The sequence below is a fragment of the Acinetobacter sp. AKBS16 genome (assembly GCF_002899995.1).
Taxonomy (GTDB): domain Bacteria; phylum Pseudomonadota; class Gammaproteobacteria; order Pseudomonadales; family Moraxellaceae; genus Acinetobacter; species Acinetobacter baumannii.
This window is the reverse complement of record NZ_POYH01000034.1, coordinates 1-22,712: the sequence shown is the minus strand read 5'-3', so window position 1 is coordinate 22,712 and position 22,712 is coordinate 1. Positions and strand designations below refer to the sequence as shown.

Below are 22,712 nucleotides of genomic sequence, written 5' to 3'. Positions count from 1 at the left end.
ATATAACATAGATAAAAAAAATGGCAGAGTTTCGATACCTAAACTCTACCATATACAAGAAAAGTTATTTACTGAACTCACAAAAGAGCAAGTTCAGTATATAGTAAATTTAAATAATATTATGAACTTATGAAGCTTCTAAAGCCGGATAGTCTGTATATCCTTCAGCGCCTTTAGCATATAAAGTCGTTGGTTGAAGTTCATTTAATGGTAAGCCTTGTTCTAAACGCTGTAAAAGATCTGGATTAGCGATATATGCTTTACCAAAAGATACAGCATCTGCTTGACCTTCACGCAAGATACGTTTTGCTGACTCTGGTGTCAGATTTTCATTGGCAATCCATACACCATTAAATTTTTTACGTAATTGTGGGCTAATACTATCAGCTGCTTCATATTCACGAGAGAAAATGAAAGCCACATTACGTTGGCTAAGTTGTTCAACCACATAACCAAATGTCGCTAGCGGGTTTTCATCACCCATATCATGCGAGTCGCCACGCGGTGCAATATGCACACCTACTCGGCCAGCGCCCCACACTTCAATAAAGGCATCAACCACTTCTAATAACAAGCGAGCTCGGTTTTCAACCGGACCACCATACTCATCATCACGTTGGTTAGTATTACTTTGAAGGAACTGGTCAATTAAATAACCATTTGCTGCATGTAGCTCAACGCCATCAAAACCTGCTGCTTTAGCCAATTCAGCTGAATGTTTATATTGAGCAACAATTTCCTGAATTTCTTCAATTGAAAGCGCACGTGGCGTTACATATGGACGTTTAGGGCGTAATAAACTTACTTCACCCGCAGGTTGAATCGCACTCGGTGCAACAGGAATATCGCCGTCTAAAAGCTCTGGATGTGAAATACGACCCACATGCCACAGTTGAACTACAATTTTTGAACCTTGAGCATGAACTGCTTTAATAATCTTATTCCATGCTTGTGCTTGCTCTTGTGACCATAGTCCCGGTGTATCTGCATAACCTACGGTTTTTGAACCAATCACTGTTGCTTCAGTGAGAATGAGACCAGCATTTGCACGTTGCTGATAATATTCCACCATTAACTCGTTTGGAACACGGCTTTCGCCACTACGCGCACGTGTTAATGGGGCCATTACCAGTCGATTTTTAATTTCAAAATCACCAACTGTTAAGGGAGTATTGAGTTCAGCCATGATCGCCTCGACTTACACTTTATTTGTTTTAAAGTGTTTGTTTTAAATGTTCGATATATTGCTGAATCAAAGCTTCGTTACGTGAAAAATAAGACCATTGTCCATATTTTTGGACCTGAATGAGACCCGCCTGCTGTAATACAGACAAATGATTGGACATTGTAGACTGAGCTACTTTACCCAAACGTTCAATATGACCTGCGCAAACCCCTTTTTCAAAACTACCACCACACTCTTCTACCGGTAAATAATGCTCCGGTTCTTTTAACCATTGCAGAATCTGCCGACGCAGAGGATTGGCTAGGGCTTTGCTAATTGCATCAATATCCATAGGCTCAACACGTCTTGTAAACGAACAAAGCTTTGTTCAGCATTTCGAAAACATAATATCGTATTTTAACGATATTCATATCTATTTTTTTCGATATTCATATCGTATTTTTCCGATTAACCTCCAAACACTGAACTGCTTTGCCGTTTTAATCGCTAAAAATTTAAGAGTCATAGAGAATTAAAAGTTCAAAAGACTCTTATAACCCCTGTTTTAAACTCGCTTCAATAAAACGATCAAGGTCACCATCAAGAACCGCACCAGTATTTGAATTTTCAACACCCGTACGTAAATCCTTGATTCGAGAGTCATCAAGTACATAAGAACGAATTTGGCTACCCCAACCAATATCAGACTTCGAGTCTTCAAGTGCTTGAGCGGCTTCATTACGTTTTTGCATTTCTAATTCATACAATTTTGCACGTAACTGTTTCCATGCATGATCACGGTTCGCATGCTGTGAACGCTGGTTCTGACATGCCACTACAATACCAGTCGGAATATGCGTCAAACGTACTGCCGAATCGGTTTTGTTAATGTGCTGACCACCTGCACCAGATGCACGGTAAGTATCAGTACGAACATCTGAAGGATTAATATCAATTTCGATATTGTCATCGACTTCTGGAGAAATAAATACCGCAGAGAAAGAAGTATGACGACGGTTACCACTGTCAAATGGTGATTTACGTACTAAACGGTGTACACCAGATTCTGTACGTAACCAACCATACGCATATTCACCTTCAACACGAATCGTTGCAGATTTGATACCTGCGACGTCACCGTCAGACACTTCCATAAGTTCTGCTTTAAAACCATGACGTTCAATCCAGCGCATATACATACGTAATAGCATTGAAGCCCAATCTTGTGCTTCTGTACCACCTGAACCCGCCTGAATCTCGACATAGCAAGGATTCGGGTCCATTGGATTGCTAAACATACGGCGGAATTCAAGTTTTGCTAATTCTTCTTCAGCAGTACTCAGTTCAGACTGAACATCTTCAAGTAAGCTTTCATCATCAGCTTCTACAGCCAAATCCAACATTGCTTTTGCATCTTCAAGCTGTGTAGATAAGCCATCTAATACATTAATAACGTTTTCTAGTTCGCCCTTTTCTTTCGCCATTGCCTGAGCACGGTTTTGATCGTTCCAGATCGCAGGGTCTTCTAACTCACGTAAAACTTCTTCTAAACGTTCTTTTTTTAGATCGTAGTCAAAGATACCCCCGTAGTGTTTGGCTACGATCAGTTAAGTCTTTCAATTGGTTTAGATAAGGATTAATTTCCACGCGAGTGTTCCCATAAAAGCAGATAAACAGTCGAATATTTTATCATAGCTACGGTTATCTTCGAACCTGCTTTAATCGCTAACTCTTATTTCAATGAATAAGTTTGCTAATTTTCTTTCAGTAGATTTTAAGCTTAACTCGTAACATCCCCATACAAAATTGGGTACTTTTCCAGCATTTTTAAGTTTCTACACAAAATCTCCTCATTTTTAATAAAATAAAACATTGTTTTTTTATTATTTAAAATCAATATATTAAATTAAATATAGTTACATAAAAAGCACATGGTTACAGTCCAGTTACTTGGACAAGATTGACGGTGAATGATTTTGCTCTAGACTGAAAGTTGTAACAAAACATTTATAAAATCGTTTTTAGAGGGGAGAGATTCCATGAAAAAACTAGCAATTGCATCAGCTCTTTTATCTGCTCTTGCAGTAAGTGGCGCAGCAAACGCTTACCAAGCTGAAGTTGGTGGTTCTTACAATTATCTTGATCCAGATAACGGCAGCAGCGTAAGCAAATTCGGTGTTGATGGGACTTATTATTTCAACCCTGTTCAAACACGTAATGCACCGCTTGCAGAAGCAGCATTCTTAAACCGTGCAAGTAACGTTAACGCACATGTTAACTATGGCGATAACAGCGGCACAAAAGACACTCAATATGGCGTAGGCGTTGAGTACTTCGTTCCTAACTCTGACTTTTACCTTAGCGGTGATGTAGGCAGAAACGAACGTGAAATCGACAACACTAATATCGACAGTAAAGTGACTACTTATGCTGCAGAAGTAGGTTATTTACCAGCTCCTGGTTTATTACTTGCTCTAGGTGTTAAAGGTTACGACGAGAAAGACGGTAAAGACGGTGCAGATCCTACCGTTCGTGCCAAGTATGTAACCCAAGTTGGTCAACATGACGTAAACCTTGAAGCTTATGGTGCGTTTGGTGACCTTGACGAATATAAAGTTCGTGGTGACTACTACATCGATAAAACTTTAAGTTTAGGTGTGGACTACTACAATAACGACTTAACTGATAAAGATGAATTTGGTATCAATGCTAAAAAATTCTTAAATCAGCAAGTAAGTGTTGAAGGTCGTGTTGGATTCGGTGATAACGACAACACTTATGGTGTTCGTGCAGCATACCGCTTCTAATCTAAGCTAGATTAAAAAAAATCCGCTCAATTGAGCGGATTTTTTTATTGATTTAAATGCACAATGCGTAGCTGTAAGCTCACATTACCATTAAAGACATTACGGTCTATTTCATAAACCAAATGCACATGGTCTCGCATCGGATCAAACTCGAAGCGACCTGCTGCATTAAAAGCAATAGCATCGAAACTATATTGGTCTATCGCTAATCTAAGCTTTAAATGTGTCTCTTTGAGCCAACGAAAATCGATAACTTTAAAATATCCTTCAAATTGAGGCAGTGGAAATTTTTGTCCCCACGGACCTAATCGCTCAATCCAGTTTAAGGTATCTAATTGCAAAGCAGAGACAGGTAGCTCACCATCGGTCCATAATGTCGCTTGAAAGATTGATTCATCCATAGCAGCTACACAATCATTAAATACGGTTTTAAAAGCTTCAAAGTTTTCTTTACGAATCGTTAAGCCTGCCGCTGCCGCATGTCCACCAAAATGACTCACCAGCTCAGGATGTTGTTCGGCAACTTGTTCAATGGTATCTCGAATATGCACCCCATCAATGGAACGTGCTGAGCCTTTAATATGAATACCATCTTCATCTGGAGCAAACACAATCGTTGGGCGATGAAACTGTTCTTTTAAACGTCCCGCGACAATCCCGATGACACCTTGGTGCCAGTTTTCTTCAAACAGAACAAGCGCCGCGGGAATATCTTGTTGTGAGAGTTGTAAACTGTCTAAAGCAGATAAAGCTTGTTGCTTCATCTCCCCTTCAATTTGACGGCGATCAATATTTAACTGATTTAATTGCTGGGCAATGGGGTATGCAGTTTCCATCGTGTCAGCTAATAAACACTCGATCCCAATACGCATACTCTCCATACGTCCAGCAGCATTAATGCGCGGTCCGAGCACAAAACCTAAATCTTGAGCACGTATTGAAGTAGCTTCCCGACCAGCGATATCGAGTAAGGCTAAGATTCCCACTCGACATTGATGTTGCTGAATACGTTTTACACCGGCATCAACCAAAATACGGTTGTTATAATCCAAAACAGCAACATCGGCATAAGTTCCCAAAGCGACTAAATCTAAATATTGAGTCACTTTACTTGTGCTTTTACCCTGTCTATTGCGTAGACTCGCCAAATTGGCAAGTACATAAAAAGCAACGCCAACACCGGCAAGTGCCTTACTTGGAAACTCACATCCTAATTGGTTTGGATTAACAACTGCTTCTGCAAGTGGTGTTTCTTTGGTCGTTAAGTGATGATCAGTAATAATCACTTGCATGCCTAGAGCATGTGCTGCATCAACCCCAGCATGGCTAGAAATTCCATTATCTACTGTAATTAATAGATCGGGTTGATAGGTGTGATGAGCAAGCTCAGCAATGGCAGGAGTAAGACCATAGCCATATTTGAAACGATCCGGTACCAAATAGTCGACTTGTGCTCCCATATCGCGAAGCACGAGCATCATTAAAGCAGTGCTGGTTGCGCCATCAGCATCATAGTCCCCCACAATAACTATTTTTTTCTGCTCATCGATGGCTTGATCCATTAATGCTACAGCAGCGTCCAACCCCTTGAGTTCAGGAGCCAGTAAATTCTTAAGCTTTAACTCTAGTTCTTGCTCGGATTGTACGCCCCGTCTTGCCAAAATCTCGGCAATAAACGGAGGCACGCCCTGAAACTGTTCAGGGCGTGTCAATAAAGGTCTTTGTTTAATTTGTATTTTTGTCATTTAAGGCATCAGTCGGTGCAACGTCCATTGACCGTCGATTTTTTCATAACTCAAGCGGTCATGTAAACGATTTGGTCGCCCTTGCCAGAACTCATAATAATCCGGCTGTAGACGATATCCGCCCCAGAACTCCGGCTTATCGAGTACTTCACGGCTTTGAACTTGTTGTTGCAAGTCTTGAAAACGCTGTTGTAACAACTCGCGACTTTCAATTTTGCCACTTTGGGGGGTACTGATATGAGCTGCGATCTGGCTATCACGTGGACGTTTATGATAGTAGTCTGTAGATTCCTGTTCAGGAATTTTTACAACATGCCCACCTACTCGTACCTGACGCTCTAGACTTGGCCAATAAAATAACAATTCAGCATATGGATTTTCTGCCAAATCTATACCTTTTTGACTGTCATAGTTGGTATAGAAATCATAGCCCGCTTCTGTCGCACCGCGTAACAACACAGTTCTGACATGCGGACGACCACTAGCACTCGCAGTTGCTAATGACATTGCATACGGTTCATGCAAGTTAGCTGCTAAAGCATGATTAAACCAACCTAGAAATTGCTCGTGGGGATTGCTAGCAACTTGAGTCTCGTACAACTCACCTTGTTCATAGCTTAAGCGCAATTCACTTAAGTCTTTAATGACATCACTCATGCCATACACCTTATGCGACTTGTGCCTGTGAACGAACTGCATTTGCTAAATGTTCAGCTAAAGTTTTCACTTCTTGCTCGTTATCACCTTCAACCATGACACGAATGACTGGCTCAGTTCCAGACTTACGAATTAAAATACGTCCACGTCCTTTGAGCTGCTCTTCAGCTTTATTGAACTCAGCAACTAATGCAGGAATAGAATATGGATCAAGCATTTGTTCCAAACGTACATTTACAAGAACTTGTGGGTACAGTTTAAAGTCGTGAACCAATTCGTGCAGCGCTTTGTTCTGCTCAACCATCACGGTTAACACTTGTAATGCTGCAATAATCGCATCACCTGTTGTGCTCTTGTCTAAAGTCAGAATATGACCAGAAGGCTCACCACCTGTTACCCATCCATTTTCTTCTAGGGCCTGTAACACATAACGGTCACCGACTTTTGCACGAACAAAGCCAACATTTGCTTTTTCAAGTGCCACTTCAAGTGCCATGTTACTCATTACCGTACCAACAACACCTGCTGGTTTATTTTTTGCCTGAGTCGCTAAAATATATAAGATGTGGTCACCGTCAATTAAGTTACCGAACTTATCAACCATCACTACACGGTCAGCATCACCATCAAAGGCAATACCTAAGTCAGCCCCATGTTCCACAACCGCTTTTTGTAAGCTCTCTGGATGAGTTGAACCACAGTTTTCATTAATATTTAAACCATCTGGCTCATTGTATAAAGCGACAACTTTAGCGCCGAGTTCACGGAAAACTGAAGGGCCAACGCTGTAAGCAGCGCCATGCGCACAATCCACAACAATTTTTAAATTATTTAAATCAAAATGATATGGGAATGTAGATTTACAAAATTCGATATAACGACCATTTGCATCGGTCACACGAACACTTTTACCTAAGTTTGCAGTGTCTTCGATAAATAAATCTTTTTCTAATTCTTTATTAATTTCTTCCTGCAATGAATCTGGTAATTTTTTACCTTCACTTGAGAAGAACTTAATCCCGTTATCAAAATATGGGTTATGTGATGCAGAAATAACAATCCCTGCATGTGCATGTAAAGCACGGGTAAGATGTGCAATAGCCGGTGTCGGTAATGGCCCAAGTAAGTGAACATATACACCAGCAGCATTTAATCCCGCCTGCAAAGCAGACTCTAAAATATAACCGGATAAACGAGTATCTTTTCCTAATACAACAAGTGGTTTATTTTTCGGACTCGTTCGTTTTAATACCTTCCCTGCAGCAAAACCGAGTTTTAAAGCAAACTCTGGCGTAATCGGCATTTGCCCAAATTTTCCACGAATACCATCCGTTCCAAAATAACTCATAGCTTATCTCATTTTTACGCCACTTCAGCCGTGGCTCATTTCATATATGGCTATTCCGCCATATCTCTTTTCATCGGATTTACTTTACACCAAAAACAAAAAGCCGTCAGTGTACTGACGGCTTTCTTGATTGTTTTGGTTACCAAAATCTAACCAACACGATAGTTCGGAGCTTCTTTAGTAATCGTTACATCATGAACATGTGACTCAGACATGCCTGCTGAAGTAATTTTCACAAATTTCGCATTTTGGCGAAGATCTTCAATCACAGCTGAACCTGTGTAACCCATCGATGAACGTAAACCACCCATCATTTGATGAACGATGTTACCCATTGGGCCTTTATATGGAACGCGGCCTTCGATTCCTTCTGGTACTAACTTCTCAGCACCCGCTTTTGAATCCTGGAAATAACGGTCAGCAGAACCAGTTGCTCCCGCCATTGCACCTAATGAACCCATACCACGATATGCTTTGTAGTAACGACCTTGGAAAAACTCAACTTCGCCCGGCGCTTCTTCAGTACCTGCAAGTAATGAACCAACCATGATCGTACTTGCACCCGCACCGATCGCTTTTGCCATATCGCCAGAGAAGCGGATACCGCCATCTGCAATTAAAGGAATTTGATCTTTTAATGCACTAGCAACGCTGTCAATTGCAGAAATTTGTGGCATACCGATACCAGCCACAATACGTGTTGTACAGATAGAACCAGGACCAATACCCACTTTTACAGCATCTGCACCTGCATCTAATAATGCTAATGCAGCATCACCAGTTGCAATGTTGCCACCAATCACTTGTACTTGAGGGAAGTTTTGTTTCACCCAACGTACACGTTCAATTACACCAGCAGAGTGGCCATGTGCTGTATCAACAACAATGACGTCAACACCAGCTTCAACCAATGCTTCCACACGACTTGGTGTATCAGCACCTGTACCTACCGCAGCGCCAACACGTAAACGACCAAGATCATCTTTACAACTGTTTGGATAGCTCTCGGCTTTGCGGAAGTCAGTTACTGTAATTAAGCCTTTAAGTTCGTTGCTCTCACCAACGACCAAGACTTTTTCAATACGGTGTTTTTGCAATAATGCTTGAATATTTTCTTTAGACTCGCCTTCACGTACAGTGACTAAACGATCTTGGCCTGTCATGATGTTGCTAACAGGTTGTTCTAAATTGGTTTCAAAACGCGTATCACGGCCTGTCACAATACCAACAACCTTGCCGTCTTTAACAACAGGTACACCACTAATGTTATTAGCAGAGGTAATTGCAATCAGTTCACGTACTGTAGTTTCAGGGCTTACAGTGATAGGGTCTTTCACCATACCCGCTTCGAATTTTTTCACACGGCGTACTTCTGCAGCTTGAGCAGCAATATCCATGTTTTTGTGCAAAATCCCGATACCACCATTTTGCGCCATTGCAATCGCCATACGTGACTCAGTCACTGTATCCATTGCAGCTGAAACTAATGGGATATTTAAATAAATGCCGCGAGTTAAACGTGTCTTTAGAGAGACATCTTTTGGGAGAACAGTAGAGTAGGCAGGAAGTAATAAGACATCATCGAAGGTTAGCGCTTCTTGAACGATGGTCAGCATAACAATCTCACTGGTAAATTCCGTGAGCTATTATAAACAAATTTCGATGCAATTTTCATATTATCTTTGCCTTTTTCAGCAATAGATATTCGCCTACTCTAAATATTTCCCACTTATTATTGTGTTAGCTTATATTTAACTCACCTGATCATAGTCGTGATCATTCTCTGAATCTGCCGGGCTAACTTGAATAAGAGGAATAAGCTGGTGCGCTAAACGAGCTTTATTACACTGCTCATCCGCAATCTGCACTTCTCTACAGGTAGAACTACGCACCGCATAGATAGAACAACCCACCTCTTTACCAATTTCACCCGTCAAAGCCTGACATCGGGGCTCAGGCTGATTGGTTCCACGCATACATGAATAGACAGGTGTCAAAGGTTCAACTAGATGTTCTTCCATTAACTCGGCCTCAGCCCAGTAAAATGAAACCCGAAAATGTGCACAACATGCCCCACAGCGTAGGCATTCATCTGGAGTCGCAACTTGAGATAACATTTTTATTCAAATTCTCGTCATCAAAAATTTTTCTGCGACGCGAAATCCTAAAAAAATTTCAAATTGGACTCAATATGTCGAACATTATTTTTTATGTTGGACAGCTAAAAATTTGTTCTGTCATTAAATCTACACCGCATGGCAATGTTTCAATCCAGTCTAAAAACTGATTAATCATCTCTTTACCAATAAATGGACTACCGTGCTGAGGGACAATCATTTCAATATCCATCTGACGGACCATGTTGACCCATAAGCGAATGACTTTATTTGAACACATATAACGTTGATGAAAAGCCTTCATTTTCATCACATGGCTATCAAAATCTTTTAGAGGCTGACTTGCATCATCTACAATGGATGCCCCCATATCACCAGAAAATAAAATTTTAGCAACGGGATCATAAAACTGAAAATTACCCACCGAATGTAGGAAATGCGCTGGAATGATTACAAGTTTCGATTCACCTAATTGAATCACTTGACCACGATCAGGCAGCTCAATCAAACGGTCTTCCCAATTCCCTTTCATACGCTCACTCATAAATGATGAATTTAAGTGAGGTAAAAACCGTGCCCATAATCTTGAGGCCACCACTTTAGCATCGGTATAAACCAACCAGCGGGGCATTGAGGTGATAATGTCTGGATCCTGATGCGAAGCCATCACATAATCAAGATTTTTAAGGCGCGTATATTTATTAAGTTCCATTGTCAGCGGAACATAGGTCAAATCACCACCCGGGTCGATCACGGCAGCACGCTCATGATCAATAATTAAAAATTGATTGGCTTGTATGCCTTCCCCTTTGACCAAACTGGTAAAACTAATACATTTGTGTACGCCATTATCAAATAATATCTGTGATGTTGTTTTTTCAAACCCCATAAAATTCCCCAAAAAAACTTTAAATATTAGATATTTTTATTTCCATAATAAAATAATGGGATTCAATAACTCATGCAATGAATTACTCTATTTTTCTCATAATATTTTAAAATTGATTTTGCTTTTCTTATTTTATAAATGAATCATAATGTTATTTAAAATTAAACTGCAATAAATTAAAATAATTCTCATTATCAAATTTACTTTTTGTGCTGTTTAGGCCTCCCATGACTCAACGCTTTGCTTTTTCAACTTCAAAAACTTTGTTAGCAGTTGCTATTTTTACTTCAATGACAACAAGTCATGCTGAAGAAACGGCAGAACAGCAAAATTCAACCAATGTGTTACCCACTATTTCTATTCAAGCACAAAAAGAAAACCCCACTTCTTATGTCGCAACAAAAGCAAATTCAGCTTTAAAATCAGATGCACCTCTATTTAAAACTGCTCAATCAGTTTCTGTCGTCACCCGTGAACAACTTGACCAAAAACAAGCAAGAACTCTTACGGATGCGCTTGAAGGTGTTGCAGGCGTAGAAGCTGGGAAACTTGGTCGTCGTGGTTGGGACGACTTTATTATTCGAGGCCAAACTTCTTCTGATTCGGTTTATGTCGATGGTTTAAGAATTGGGCAAAGTTCTCCTACCCCTTCTGTAGCTGCTGAAATTTCGGGAATGGATCAGGTACAAATTTTAAAAGGTCCTGCTTCTATTAATTTCGGTTTAGTTGCTCCGGGTGGTATGGTCAATTTAGTGACTAAAAGACCGGAAGCAGAAAGCTTTGCACGTGCTAGCATGACTTATGGTAGTTACAGCCTTAAAGAAGGAACATTCGATTTAAACTACAGCCCAAACAATAGTGAAAAAGGTGCTTTCCGTTTAAATGGACGTATCTCTGATCAAGATGATCCGACCGATTATGTTTATTTTAAAAATTTTTATATCTCGCCTTCTTATAATTTTGACCTCGGTGATAACACCGACCTCTCTATAATCGCAAGCTATCAACACCGCGAATATATTCGTCAGCAAGGTTTACCTGTAATTGGTACACTAAAAGACAACCCTAATGGACCTATAGATCGTAGTTTATATATTGGCGATCCTAATTTCGGTAAATATGAGGCAGATGTTTATCGCACTGGTTATACGTTTAAACATACTTTTGATAATGGCTGGAACTTTAACCAGAATTTTGCCGTACAAAAAACCGAAATGGATGGCAAAGCAGTCTTTGCTCGTACAGGTAGTAACTTTTGGGCAAAAGATAAACAAGGTGAAATTGATTACACGACTATCAGCCGTAGAAATAACAGCCGACACCAAGTTATTGATAACTTAAGCTTCGCCATTGATAACCGTTTAAATAAACAATTTGATCTATATGGCATGCAACATGACGTTAATATTGGAGTTGATGCTTTTCAGGAAAAAAGTGATTACACCAATGATAAATATAATATTGGTAATTTAAATATCTATGACCCCGTTTATGGTCAAGCTGTGGAATTGACGGAAAATGTACGTAATATCAACCGTCTCAAATATCTAGGACTTTATTTACGTGACCGCATTCAGCTTAATGATCAATTACTTTTAAGCTTATCTGGTCGTCAAGACTGGGCACAAACTCAAACTAGAAGTTTGGTTAATAGCAATACGAGTAAACAATCAGATAATGCATTTACGGGCAGTGCTTCTGTCATGTATACCCTCAATGACATTGTGGCACCTTATGTGAGCTACGCTACTTCATTCACCCCAAATAGTGGTACTGATGTAAATAGCAACCCATTTAAGCCAGAAAAAGGAAAGCAGGTTGAGGTCGGGATGAAACTACAAAGTCCCGATCAACGAATTCAAGGTGCTATCGCTTGGTATGATTTAAAACGTCAGAATGTTGTAGTTAATGATTCAGTAAATCCAAATGAAAAAGTACAACGTGGTGAACAGTTAACTCGCGGTATTGAAACTGAACTTAGTGCAGTAATTTTAGAAGGTTTAAAATTAACGGCTGCATATACCTACACAATTGATGCAGAAATTAGTAAAGATGCAAATGCAAGCAATGTAGGGAAAGCGCTCGACAATATTCCTGAACACGCTTATAGCTTGTCAGCTCGTTACAAATTTGACCCTGCCTCAAAACTTGGTTGGTATATCGGCGGTGGATTCCGAGGTGAAACCTATAAAACTATGGATAAGCTAGATGTCCATATTCCAGGCTATACCGTATTTGATACAGAAGCTGGTTATAATGCTGAGCATTGGGGTGCTCAACTTGCGATCCGTAATCTATTTGATAAAGATTACTATGCGGGAGCTCTCAACGAAAATTTGGTAACACTCGGCAATCCACGCCAAATTAACTTTACTGTGAAATTTAACTATTAAAATTACCTATAGAAAAAACGCACTCCATTCGAGTGCGTTTTTTTGGCAGCTTAAAATGCATTAGAAGAAATAATGCTGTACGAGCGTAGAAACACCTACAATGAAGAAAATAGCAGCGCCAATTTTATGAATGAGCGCAATAGACAAACGTTCAGCCAACTTATTGCCAATAAATACAGCAGGTGCATTGGCAATCATCATTCCTAAAGTTGTGCCTAACATTACCCAGAAAATGCTGTCATAACGTGCAGCTAAAGCGACTGTTGCAATTTGGGTCTTATCACCAATTTCCGCCAAGAAAAACAAAATAAAAGTTGCGCCAAAAACACCAAACTTTTGCCATTTATTAATACTCGCTGTTTCATCATCAAGCTCATCCGGAATAAGCATCCAGAACGCCATACCAATGAAACCAACCGCAAGTACCCAGACTAAGATTTCAGGGCTTAAAACCGTTGTAATCCACTGCCCAAGCACAGCAGAAATACCATGGTTAATTAAAGTTGCTAAAAGAATCGCGATTAAAATAGGGATTGGCTTACGAAAACGTGCAGATAATAAAAGTGCCAACAATTGAGTTTTATCGCCCATTTCAGCGAGGGCAACAATCGAGGTAGAAATCAGAAATTCTTGCATGTCGGTTCTCTGGCTAGCATAAATGCCTATGACCTACCCCTCCTGCTAGCCAAATATCATAAAATGATTGCAGAGTGGTAAATCAAAGGTCTTGCCAACTCAGGAACGATGAGACGTTTAAGCTATGATGACCATGTTCTGTTGAACAATTATGTTGACCATCACCTATTCACATTTGCTGTGAATAGCGGCTACTCCCCAATGAAGTATGGGCTTATTATATTCGACTAAATCTATTTTTCAAATATTCAGGCAAAAAATTTTACCCATGTCCACACGAATAAACGGGCTATTCCTAACAGTACTGCAAAACAAGCACTTATACTGATAAAACCAATATGGCTGCTACTTGTTCCAGTTTGATATTCAAGGGGTAAAATCAGAGTAGCGACAAACACTTCAATCCCCATGACAACATAAGTCATCCACTCCCAAGGGAAGTGCAAAATACTGACCCATATTCCCATCAATAAAAATACAACCAACAACAAGGGCAACATAATTTTCAGAAAACCCAACATTTACTATTTCTCCTTTACGTAATAACGAGAAATGTCTCCTCACTCTCGATAAGTCCTGCTTAATCTGTAGATTAACCTAAAATTAAGTCAAATAGACATTAAAACAAAACCCCGCCGAAGCGAGGTTTTAGTATGTTCTTTCAAAGCATTAGATTAATAAAGTACGAATATCTTTAAGAAGTTTCGTAAGTTTATTTGTAAAGCGCGCTGCATCCGCACCATTAATTACACGGTGGTCATAAGACAATGACAACGGCAACATTAAGCGTGGATCAAAGTCTTTACCATTCCATACAGGCTGCATCGTTGCAGGTGAAATACCCAAAATTGCAACTTGTGGCCAGTTAACTAGTGGCGTAAATGCTGTACCGCCAATTGAGCCCAAGCTTGTGATCGTGAAGTTAGCACCTTGTAAATCTTTCGGTGTTAATTTCTTATCACGCGCTTTTTTACTCAACTCACCTAATTCAACAGCAATTTGCTTAATTGATTTTTGGTCAGGATTACGTAGTACAGGCACTGTCAAACCATCTGGAGTTGCAACCGCAATACCCATATGGATTTCATTACGGAGTAATACAGATTTCTGATCATCTGCTAAGTGACCCGCGAAATAAGGCTCTTCTTTCAACAAGTGTGCTACTGCTTTTGCAATAAATGCCAAAATTGTTAGGCTCACACCTTGTTTCTTAAAGCCGTCTTTCAACTCACCACGCCAAGCTTCTAGCTCAGTAATATCCGCAAGGTCAAACTGAGTTACTTGTGGAATGTAGTTGTTTAAAGACAACTGTGGTACAGAAACTTGCTGTAAACGCGTCATTGGTTTTACTTCACCGCCACCAAAAGCAGTAAAGTCAGGTAATGACGGCAATCCAGCCGGAGCAGCAGTAGCTTGAGCTACTGGTGCAGCTTGCGGTGCAGTTAAACGACTCTTCACATAAGCAAAGATATCTTCTTTAACAACACGGCCATGCTCACCAGAAGTTTTAACTTGTGACAAGATCACACCAAGTTCACGAGCCAGCTTACGAACAGCAGGACCAGCATACACTTTAGCGTTTTCTGCTTCTTGCTCTTTCGTTAACTTATCAGTACCAGATGTAGACGCCGCAGGTGCAGACTGAGTTGCAACAGGAGCGGCTGCTTTAGGTGCTGCTGCCTGTGGAGCTGGGGCTGCTTCTGCTTTTGCCGCTGGTGCAGCAGCAGGTGCTTGGCCTTCAGCTTCAATTGTTGCAAGCAATACACCTTGTGAAACTTGTTGGCCTGCTTGCAAGTGAATTGCTTTTACAACACCAGCAACGGTACTTGGAACTTCCACAGTTGCTTTATCTGACTCAACAACAACAAGGCTTTGGTCTACATCAACTTTATCGCCAACTTGAACCAAGATTTCAGCAACAACAGCTTTGTCTACACCCAAGTCAGGAACATTGATATCAACTGAACCAGACTGAGCTGGAACCGCTGCCACAGTTTCTTGCTTTGCAGCAACCGGTTCTGCTACCGCAGCTGGAGCTGGTGTAGTAGTAGGAGCTTCTGCTTGCGCATTAGATGCAGCTGCTGTTTTCACTTGAATAAGAACAACACCTTCTTTAACGGTATCGCCTTCTTTCACTTGAATACTTTCTACAGTACCAGCAACACTACTTGGAACTTCTACAGTTGCTTTATCCGACTCTACAACCACAATACTTTGTTCAACATCGATCTGGTCACCCACTTTAACGAGGATTTCACCAACCAATGCTTTTTCAACACCGATGTCAGGTACAGTCACTTCAACAGTTGCACTTGATGTAGCGGCAGCAGGTTGAGCTGAAGCTTGAGTTTGTTGCGCAGGTGCTGGAGCAGCTGGCTTTTCAGCCGCAGGAGCTGGTGTTGGTTCCGGTGCTGGTTGTGCCGCACCTTCTGCTTCGATCTCAATCAAAGCAACACCTTCAGTCACATCATCACCTTGATTAATCAAGATACTTTTTACAACACCTGCTGAAGTGCTAGGCACTTCAACAGTTGCTTTATCAGACTCAAGCACAACGATACTGTCGTCAACTTCAACACGGTCGCCAACTTTTACTAAAATTTCAGCGACATTTGCTTTATCTACACCAATATCAGGGGTCTTAATTTGCATGCTTAGTTCCCCTCACCTGTTTGCGTTTCATTGTATTCAGCAACTGGCTGAACTTCCGGATGTGCTTGCGGCGCCCATGCAACCGGACGGTCAGTATCTAGCTCAAAGTTAGAAATCGCATCTTTCACTAAACGTGCGTCTACTTCACCTTCGTCAGCTAATTTTTTCAAAGTAGCAACAACGATGTGTGCAGCATCAACACCAAAGAAACTACGTAAGTTCGCACGTGTATCTGAACGGCCGTAACCATCTGTACCCAATGCAACAAATGGGCGACCATCTGGAAGATAAGCACGGATTTGTTCACTGTAAGCACGCATATGGTCGGTCGCAGAAACTACGATACCTTCCGTACCACGTAATTGTTTAGATACCCAAGATTCTTTAACTTCTTCAGCAAGTGGGTGTAGGCGGTTGTATTCTTCACATGCCATACCATCACGTGCCAATTCATTGAAGCTTGTTACACTCCAAACGTTTGAATGGATTTGGTATTCATCACGTAAGATTTTCGCAGCTTTAATCACTTCGCGAAGGATTACACCTGAACCAAGTAACTGAACAGTTGCTTTTTCATCTTTCTCGAATAAATACATACCACGTTTAATGCCTTCTTCAACACCTTCTGGCATTGCAGGATGCTCGTAGTTTTCATTCATTACAGTTAAGTAATAGAACACACGCTCTTGATTCACATACATACGTTGTAAACCGTCATGTACGATGACAGCCAACTCATAACCAAAACATGGGTCATAAGATACGCAGTTTGGAATCGTGTTCGCCAAGATGTGAGAATGACCGTCTTGGTGCTGTAAGCCTTCACCGTTCAATGTTGTACGACCCGCAGTCGCACCTAACAAGAAACCTTGAGCTTGTGCATCACCCGCAGCCCATGCAATATCACCAATACGTTGGAAACCAAACATTGAGTAGTACATGTACATTGGAATCATTGGCAAGTTATTGGTTGAATAACTTGTCGCTAACGCAGCCCATGCACTCATCGCACCTGCTTCGTTAATCCCTTCTTGTAACATGTGACCGTCTTTTGCTTCACGGTAATGCATTAACTGCTCTTGGTCTTCCGGTGTATATTTTTGACCATGAGCGGCATAAATACCAAGCTGACGGAACATACCCTCTAAACCAAAAGTACGTGCTTCATCTGGAACGATTGGCACTACGCGGTCTTTAATTGCTTTTTCTTTAAGTAAAGCAGCAATTAAACGAACCATCACCATAGTGGTTGATTGCTCTTTGCCACCCGAACCTTTCAACACTGCATCAAATACAGATAAATCAGGAATCGCTAAAGATTCACTCTCACGACGACGTGCAGGTAAGTAACCACCTAACGCTTCACGACGCGCTTTCATATATTTCATTTCTGGAGAGTTTTCACTTGGGCGATAGAATGGAAGCTCTTCTAATTGCTCATCTGTGAATGGAAGGTTGAAACGGTCACGTACATATCTTAAAGAGTCGATTTGCATCTTTTTGATTTGGTGAGTTTTGTTTACCGCTTCGATTTCTTCAGATAAACCGTAACCTTTAATGGTTTTCGCCAAGATTACTGTTGGTTGACCTTTTGCTTTCATCGCTTCTGCATATGCAGCAAAAACTTTGTAAGGGTCATGACCACCACGGTTAAGATTATCGATATCTTCATCGCTTAAATCTTTTACAAGTTCCGCAGCTTCAGGGTATTTACCAAAGAATTTTTCGCTATGCGCCGCCTTTTACTTGATAACGCTGATAGTCACCATCAACAGCTTCTTCCATACGTGCTTTTAATGCGCCGCTTGTGTCTTTAGCTAGTAATGGATCCCAATGACGGCCCCATACTACTTTAATGACACGCCAGCCTGCGCCACGGAAGATTGATTCAAGTTCTTGAATAATTTTACCGTTACCACGTACAGGACCATCTAGACGCTGTAAGTTACAGTTAACTACCCAAATTAAGTTATCAAGCTTCTCACGACCAGCAAGTGAGATCGCGCCTAAGCTTTCTGGCTCATCCATCTCGCCATCACCGAGATATGCCCAAACTTTACGATCTTCTTCTTTGATCAAGCCACGGTTCATCAAATATTTTTGAATGTGCGCTTGATAAATCGACATGATTGGACCAAGACCCATTGATACAGTTGGGAATTGCCAATAGTCTGGCATTAAATATGGATGTGGATAGCTTGGTAAACCGTTACCGCCAACTTCACGGCGGAAATTACTTAACTGTTCTTCAGTTAAACGTCCTTCAAGGAATGAACGTGCATAAATACCAGGAGCACAGTGTCCTTGGTAATAAATCATATCTCCGCCAAAGTTATCACTGTTAGCGCGGAAGAAATGGTTAAAACCTACGTCATATAATGTTGCACTTGATGCGAAGCTCGCTAAGTGACCACCTAAATCATCACCTGTTTTATTCGCGCGAAGTACCATTGCTAAGGCATTCCAACGAATCAATGCACGAATACGGCGTTCCATATCTTGGTCGCCTGGCATTGCAGGTTGCTCTTCAACAGAAATTGTATTTAAGTAAGGTGTATTGAGACGTTGAATTGGAACATGCTTAGCAATTGCTTGTTGGTAAAGTTTTTCCAACAAGAATGCCGCTCGCTCAGTTCCCATGTGTTGTAAAACTGAATCGAATGCATCTTGCCATTCTTGGGTTTCTTGTGCGTCGGAGTCACCGTAAAACGCCATAATTCACCTGTTCCTTGTTCTCTAATCTACTTTGTATTTTTACCACGTTTTACCCCTTTCAAGTTATTGCCACGGGTGAATGTGGGGGGGGCCTATTATTTTCTGAATGAATAGTCATTGACCGAGCAGTAAACAAAATAACAAAAAAACGCCAATAAAGGCGTTTTTTTATACAATCATTACGTTAAAAAAGGTTTAAGTTAATTTCAAATTCATAAATTTAATAACCTTGACCTTTGAGGCAATGCAATTAAGGCAACATTGCTAAGTATGTTGATGGATTCTTACGTTGACCATCTTTAACTACTTCGTAATGTAAATGTGGACCAGTACAACGACCTGTACAACCAACATTAGCAATATGGTCACCAGCAGAAACCTGATCACCTACTCGAACCATTAAGCGTGAAGCATGCGCGTAACGTGTTAAATAACCATTACCATGGTTAATTTCAACATATTGGCCATAACCTGTGCCCCAGCCTGATTTAGTCACAATACCCGGGCCAGTCGCATAGATTGGCGTACCACTTGGTGCAGCCATATCTAAACCACCATGATGCTCTGCACGACCACCCATGGTACGACCACCAAAGTTAGAAGAAACACGTACTGTATCAGGAAGAGGATGAGAAACTAACCAAGAATAAGGATTTGAAGAAGAGGTTTTAAATGAGTTTTTAGCTGTCGTTGTGCCGTATTTCTTTGCCAGTGAATCATTGTTGAGTTCAACTGTTTTCTCACGTAAAGTCACTGAAACTTTTGCACTCGCCGGAAGATCTAAATCATCAGGATGAGTATATGAGCCTTGAGATAGTGTTTTTGATAACTGTTCCAATCGATCTGAATCAGTAGATTGGTTAATATTTTGATAATCTGCAAAAGCAACCGATGCTGCCGAAGCGGCAAGTGAAAACGCTAATAAAATACGACGCGTGTGCATAAAAACCTCTTGAAACTGTTCTTACTCAAGTTCCTTATGATCTCTTCCTTGATATCGGTTGAAATGAACGCTTAAGATTAGGACAAGAAACCATTTGAGAATGATCAATGTCTAAACCCGATAACGTTTTTCAACAAACCGGAAAACACATAAAAACAGGAAACCTTACGTTTCTAACAACGCAAGTCGCGCAATGGCAAAGACTTACGAAAATAATCCAACCCTTATTGCCCCAACCGGAACAATGGCAAGTCGTGTGTTATCAAAATGGCTCTTTAATTATTACTGGTGAAAATCAGGCAATGATTAGTCAACTCAGCTATTTACAGAGCCAATATGTATCTAAATTATCTCAACTTGAAGGATTAAAAGACCTACAAAGAATTCAAGTTCGCTTAAGAAATAAAACTATTCCTGTAACGACCTCATCTGAGCCTTCTAAATCCATCCCCCCGGAAACACAAGAAATGTTACGTAGTGCTGCCGACTTCGTGAGCGACCCTAAGCTTAGCCAAGCTTTACTACGTTTGGCAAGCAATAAAAAATGATGAGCTTTCTATTTCTTAATTAGAATCGTTCTTAATATGTGATAAAAATCACACTTATTAATGTTACATTATAACATAGCCAAATAAAGACAATGACTTATGTCACACTCACGTATGGAATTGGACAGTCTTTCTCGTCATCAAATGTTACAATTTCATAATTACTCGGATCGCTTTGAACATTGCGTAATAGCTGATTATTTAAGGCATGTCCTGATTTATAGCCATCAAACTTGGCAATAATTTGATGACCAAGTAAATACAAATCACCAACTGCATCTAAAATTTTGTGACGAACAAACTCATCGGCAAATCGTAAACCTTCTTCGTTCACCACACCCGTATCATCTACGCCAATTGCATTATCTAGACTTGCTCCTAAAGCTAAATTATTTGCTTTGAGGTAATCCAAGTCTTTCATAAAACCAAAAGTTCGTGCCTCACTGACTTCATACACAAACGTTTCAGTAGAAAAATCGATGGTTGCAGACTGATATTCTTTGGCAAATGCAGGATGATCAAAATCAATCGTAAAGTTAAGCTGAAAGCCATTATGCGGGCTGAATATTGCTTTTTTATCATCAATTAAAGCCTCAACTGGCTTTAATATTTTTATAAATTTCTTAGGAGCATCTTGTTCACGCAAGCCACCTTGCATGAGCAAATAAATAAATGGACCAGCACTACCATCCATAATTGGAACTTCGGATGCGGACACTTCCACAATTAAGTTATCGATTCCTAAACCAGCAATCGCACTCATCACATGTTCGATTGTCCCGACTTTAATATCGCCAGTGACAAGATTTGAACACATAAATGCTTCTTGAATCAGCAATGCATTAGCAGGAATATCGACAGGTGGATCCAAATCGATACGGCGAAATACAATACCTCCATCCACGGTATGTGGAATGAAATTGATCATCACTTTTTGACCGCTATGAAGACCTATTCCACTCGCTTTTACCACACGATTGAGAGTACGCTGTTTCACCATGCTTTGTAACTTCTTTTTTAAAACCGCTATACGTTAGCATATTTAGTCATTGATCAAAAATAAAAAAAGGCAGTGTTTATACACTGCCTTTCAATAGATTGTACGCTAAATTACTTACGTTGCTGATTTTTCAAGTAATCTTGAATACTCATTGGCGAAGAACGCGGTGTTGAACTTGGCGCATTATTCACGTCATTTTCAGCATTTTGGCGTTTATTAATTGCAGGAACGTCATCTTCATCTACAGATTGTGCAGATTGAGTTGATGTATGGCTAACTGTATTACGCTTTCTTGGCTCTGCATCAGCTGCATTACGTGTTAAACCAGTTGCAATCACAGTTACGCGTAATTCATCACGCGCATCTGGGTCAAATACTGTACCGTAGAAGATTTCACCTTCATCGAGGTCAACAATCTGGTTAACAACGTCAGTAATGATTTCTGTTTCACGTAATGTGATGTCATCGCCACCAGTAATGTTAATTAACACACCTTTCGCATTAATAATATTTACATTATCAAGCAATGGGCTACGGATAGCTTGTTCAGCTGCTTGACGCGCACGGTCTTCACCACGACCCAAACCAGCACCCATCATTGCGTAACCACGAGTACTCATTGCAGTTTTCAAGTCCGCGAAGTCAAGGTTAATGTGACCACGGTTAACTACAAGATCAAAGATACTGCGTACAGCGTTTAACAATACGTCATCTGCCTTTTTATAGGCATCTTTCATTGAAATATCACCATAAACGCTTAATAAACGTTGGTTAGGAATAATAATCAATGAATCAACATGAGCTTCCAGCGCTTCAATACCACGCTCAGCAGACTTTTGACGACGACGGCCTTCAAAGTTAAATGGAGTTGTTACAACACCAACAGTCAAAATCCCCATTTCTTTAGCAACTTCGGCAACAACCGGAGCTGCACCAGTACCTGTACCACCACCCATACCAGCGGTTACAAACACCATGTCAGTCCCTTCAAGGTGCTGACGAATAATTTCACGGCTTTCTTCTGCTGCTACCTGGCCTACTTCAGGGTTAGCACCTGCACCTAGACCGCGTGTACTTTGCTCACCTAACTGAAGTTT

General features: G+C 40.6%; 18 protein-coding genes, 1 pseudogene and 1 riboswitch. Of the genes and pseudogenes, 3 read left to right on the top strand and 16 right to left on the bottom strand.

The genetic code is table 11. The features are described 5' to 3' along the window. Window positions 1–127 precede the first annotated feature (127 nt). The 3 genes from C1642_RS05360 to prfB all read right to left on the bottom strand — a co-directional run bounded on the left by C1642_RS05360 (window position 128) and on the right by prfB (window position 2,812). Window positions 128–1,186: an alkene reductase gene (locus C1642_RS05360; RefSeq protein ID WP_057065532.1), complete on the bottom strand. Its 1,059-nt coding sequence runs from the start codon at window positions 1,184–1,186 to the stop codon at window positions 128–130. A 28-nt stretch (window positions 1,187–1,214) separates the two neighbouring features. Next, window positions 1,215–1,517 carry an ArsR/SmtB family transcription factor gene (locus tag C1642_RS05355; protein ID WP_000350419.1) on the bottom strand — a complete coding sequence of 101 codons (303 nt, stop codon included), beginning with the start codon at window positions 1,515–1,517 and terminating at the stop codon, window positions 1,215–1,217. A 199-nt stretch (window positions 1,518–1,716) separates the two neighbouring features. Then, a protein-coding gene (gene prfB / locus C1642_RS05350) for a peptide chain release factor 2 (RefSeq protein WP_096640204.1) occupies window positions 1,717–2,812 on the bottom strand; the annotation gives its coding sequence in 2 pieces (ribosomal slippage) (window positions 1,717–2,739 and window positions 2,741–2,812; 1,095 coding nt in all). 392 nt (window positions 2,813–3,204) lie between these two features. Between prfB and C1642_RS05345 the strand changes: the two genes are divergently transcribed. After that, window positions 3,205–3,972, top strand: a complete 768-nt coding sequence (locus C1642_RS05345) for a putative porin (RefSeq protein WP_000731728.1) — start codon at window positions 3,205–3,207, stop codon at window positions 3,970–3,972. A gap of 44 nt (window positions 3,973–4,016) precedes the next feature. On the opposite strand, the gene recJ is transcribed toward C1642_RS05345, so the two are convergent. The 6 genes from recJ to C1642_RS05315 form a co-directional block, all read right to left on the bottom strand. After that, window positions 4,017–5,717, bottom strand: coding sequence for a single-stranded-DNA-specific exonuclease RecJ (gene recJ, locus C1642_RS05340; RefSeq protein WP_000161616.1), 1,701 nt, complete (start codon window positions 5,715–5,717; stop codon window positions 4,017–4,019). Continuing rightward, on the bottom strand, window positions 5,718–6,374 hold the full coding sequence (gene pdxH, locus C1642_RS05335; protein ID WP_001286115.1) for a pyridoxamine 5'-phosphate oxidase: 657 nt from the start codon (window positions 6,372–6,374) through the stop codon (window positions 5,718–5,720). It abuts the gene before it with no gap. Between the two features lie 10 nt (window positions 6,375–6,384). Beyond that, the gene (gene glmM / locus C1642_RS05330) at window positions 6,385–7,722 is read right to left on the bottom strand and encodes a phosphoglucosamine mutase (protein WP_000119868.1); all 1,338 of its coding nucleotides are present in this window, start codon (window positions 7,720–7,722) and stop codon (window positions 6,385–6,387) included. Window positions 7,723–7,871: 149 nt separating this feature from the next. Continuing rightward, a complete protein-coding gene (gene guaB / locus C1642_RS05325) occupies window positions 7,872–9,338 on the bottom strand; it encodes an IMP dehydrogenase (RefSeq protein WP_000956023.1) in 1,467 nt (488 codons plus the stop codon). Window positions 9,339–9,473: 135 nt separating this feature from the next. Beyond that, on the bottom strand, window positions 9,474–9,839 hold the full coding sequence (locus C1642_RS05320; protein ID WP_000952249.1) for a YkgJ family cysteine cluster protein: 366 nt from the start codon (window positions 9,837–9,839) through the stop codon (window positions 9,474–9,476). Between the two features lie 91 nt (window positions 9,840–9,930). Next, a complete protein-coding gene (locus C1642_RS05315) occupies window positions 9,931–10,728 on the bottom strand; it encodes an MBL fold metallo-hydrolase (protein ID WP_000505326.1) in 798 nt (265 codons plus the stop codon). 227 nt (window positions 10,729–10,955) lie between these two features. Between C1642_RS05315 and C1642_RS05310 the strand changes: the two genes are divergently transcribed. Beyond that, a complete protein-coding gene (locus C1642_RS05310; RefSeq protein WP_103236020.1) occupies window positions 10,956–13,121 on the top strand; it encodes a TonB-dependent siderophore receptor in 2,166 nt (721 codons plus the stop codon). A 60-nt stretch (window positions 13,122–13,181) separates the two neighbouring features. Here C1642_RS05310 and C1642_RS05305 read toward each other — a convergent pair whose 3' ends face one another. The 5 genes and pseudogenes from C1642_RS05305 to C1642_RS05285 all read right to left on the bottom strand — a co-directional run bounded on the left by C1642_RS05305 (window position 13,182) and on the right by C1642_RS05285 (window position 20,067). Further along, complete coding sequence (locus C1642_RS05305; RefSeq protein WP_001154984.1) at window positions 13,182–13,757, bottom strand: TMEM165/GDT1 family protein; 576 nt, start codon at window positions 13,755–13,757, stop codon at window positions 13,182–13,184. 15 nt (window positions 13,758–13,772) lie between these two features. Further along, a riboswitch (yybP-ykoY riboswitch) is annotated at window positions 13,773–13,969 on the bottom strand. A gap of 36 nt (window positions 13,970–14,005) precedes the next feature. Next, complete coding sequence (locus tag C1642_RS05300; RefSeq protein ID WP_000900285.1) at window positions 14,006–14,278, bottom strand: hypothetical protein; 273 nt, start codon at window positions 14,276–14,278, stop codon at window positions 14,006–14,008. 148 nt (window positions 14,279–14,426) lie between these two features. Next, window positions 14,427–16,409: a 2-oxo acid dehydrogenase subunit E2 gene (locus tag C1642_RS05295; RefSeq protein WP_103236019.1), complete on the bottom strand. Its 1,983-nt coding sequence runs from the start codon at window positions 16,407–16,409 to the stop codon at window positions 14,427–14,429. 2 nt (window positions 16,410–16,411) lie between these two features. Next, window positions 16,412–19,124: pseudogene (gene aceE / locus C1642_RS05290) on the bottom strand (pyruvate dehydrogenase (acetyl-transferring), homodimeric type). 250 nt (window positions 19,125–19,374) lie between these two features. Beyond that, window positions 19,375–20,067 (bottom strand): M23 family metallopeptidase, encoded by a 693-nt coding sequence (locus C1642_RS05285; RefSeq protein ID WP_000557460.1) that lies wholly within the window; start codon window positions 20,065–20,067, stop codon window positions 19,375–19,377. A 107-nt stretch (window positions 20,068–20,174) separates the two neighbouring features. Between C1642_RS05285 and C1642_RS05280 the strand changes: the two genes are divergently transcribed. Next, complete coding sequence (locus C1642_RS05280) at window positions 20,175–20,615, top strand: DciA family protein (RefSeq protein ID WP_000042455.1); 441 nt, start codon at window positions 20,175–20,177, stop codon at window positions 20,613–20,615. Between the two features lie 97 nt (window positions 20,616–20,712). On the opposite strand, the gene lpxC is transcribed toward C1642_RS05280, so the two are convergent. Together lpxC and ftsZ are read right to left on the bottom strand one after the other, a co-directional pair. Then, window positions 20,713–21,615 carry a UDP-3-O-acyl-N-acetylglucosamine deacetylase gene (gene lpxC / locus C1642_RS05275; protein WP_000240700.1) on the bottom strand — a complete coding sequence of 301 codons (903 nt, stop codon included), beginning with the start codon at window positions 21,613–21,615 and terminating at the stop codon, window positions 20,713–20,715. A 110-nt stretch (window positions 21,616–21,725) separates the two neighbouring features. After that, window positions 21,726–22,712 (bottom strand): cell division protein FtsZ (gene ftsZ, locus C1642_RS05270; protein ID WP_103236018.1); only part of this gene is annotated, 987 nt, incomplete at its 5' end.

Bases quoted from the DNA above. Each gene is read 5' to 3' on its own strand.
- C1642_RS05280 (WP_000042455.1), top strand. From the start codon at position 20,175: ATGTCTAAACCCGATAACGTTTTTCAACAAACCGGAAAACACATAAAA.
- recJ (WP_000161616.1), bottom strand. From the start codon at position 5,717: ATGACAAAAATACAAATTAAACAAAGACCTTTATTGACACGCCCTGAA.
- pdxH (WP_001286115.1), bottom strand. From the start codon at position 6,374: ATGAGTGATGTCATTAAAGACTTAAGTGAATTGCGCTTAAGCTATGAA.
- C1642_RS05310 (WP_103236020.1), top strand. From the start codon at position 10,956: ATGACTCAACGCTTTGCTTTTTCAACTTCAAAAACTTTGTTAGCAGTT.
- C1642_RS05360 (WP_057065532.1), bottom strand. From the start codon at position 1,186: ATGGCTGAACTCAATACTCCCTTAACAGTTGGTGATTTTGAAATTAAA.
- C1642_RS05295 (WP_103236019.1), bottom strand. From the start codon at position 16,409: ATGCAAATTAAGACCCCTGATATTGGTGTAGATAAAGCAAATGTCGCT.
- C1642_RS05285 (WP_000557460.1), bottom strand. From the start codon at position 20,067: ATGCACACGCGTCGTATTTTATTAGCGTTTTCACTTGCCGCTTCGGCA.
- C1642_RS05320 (WP_000952249.1), bottom strand. From the start codon at position 9,839: ATGTTATCTCAAGTTGCGACTCCAGATGAATGCCTACGCTGTGGGGCA.
- C1642_RS05300 (WP_000900285.1), bottom strand. From the start codon at position 14,278: ATGTTGGGTTTTCTGAAAATTATGTTGCCCTTGTTGTTGGTTGTATTT.
- guaB (WP_000956023.1), bottom strand. From the start codon at position 9,338: ATGCTGACCATCGTTCAAGAAGCGCTAACCTTCGATGATGTCTTATTA.
- C1642_RS05345 (WP_000731728.1), top strand. From the start codon at position 3,205: ATGAAAAAACTAGCAATTGCATCAGCTCTTTTATCTGCTCTTGCAGTA.
- C1642_RS05315 (WP_000505326.1), bottom strand. From the start codon at position 10,728: ATGGGGTTTGAAAAAACAACATCACAGATATTATTTGATAATGGCGTA.
- C1642_RS05305 (WP_001154984.1), bottom strand. From the start codon at position 13,757: ATGCAAGAATTTCTGATTTCTACCTCGATTGTTGCCCTCGCTGAAATG.
- lpxC (WP_000240700.1), bottom strand. From the start codon at position 21,615: ATGGTGAAACAGCGTACTCTCAATCGTGTGGTAAAAGCGAGTGGAATA.
- glmM (WP_000119868.1), bottom strand. From the start codon at position 7,722: ATGAGTTATTTTGGAACGGATGGTATTCGTGGAAAATTTGGGCAAATG.
- C1642_RS05355 (WP_000350419.1), bottom strand. From the start codon at position 1,517: ATGGATATTGATGCAATTAGCAAAGCCCTAGCCAATCCTCTGCGTCGG.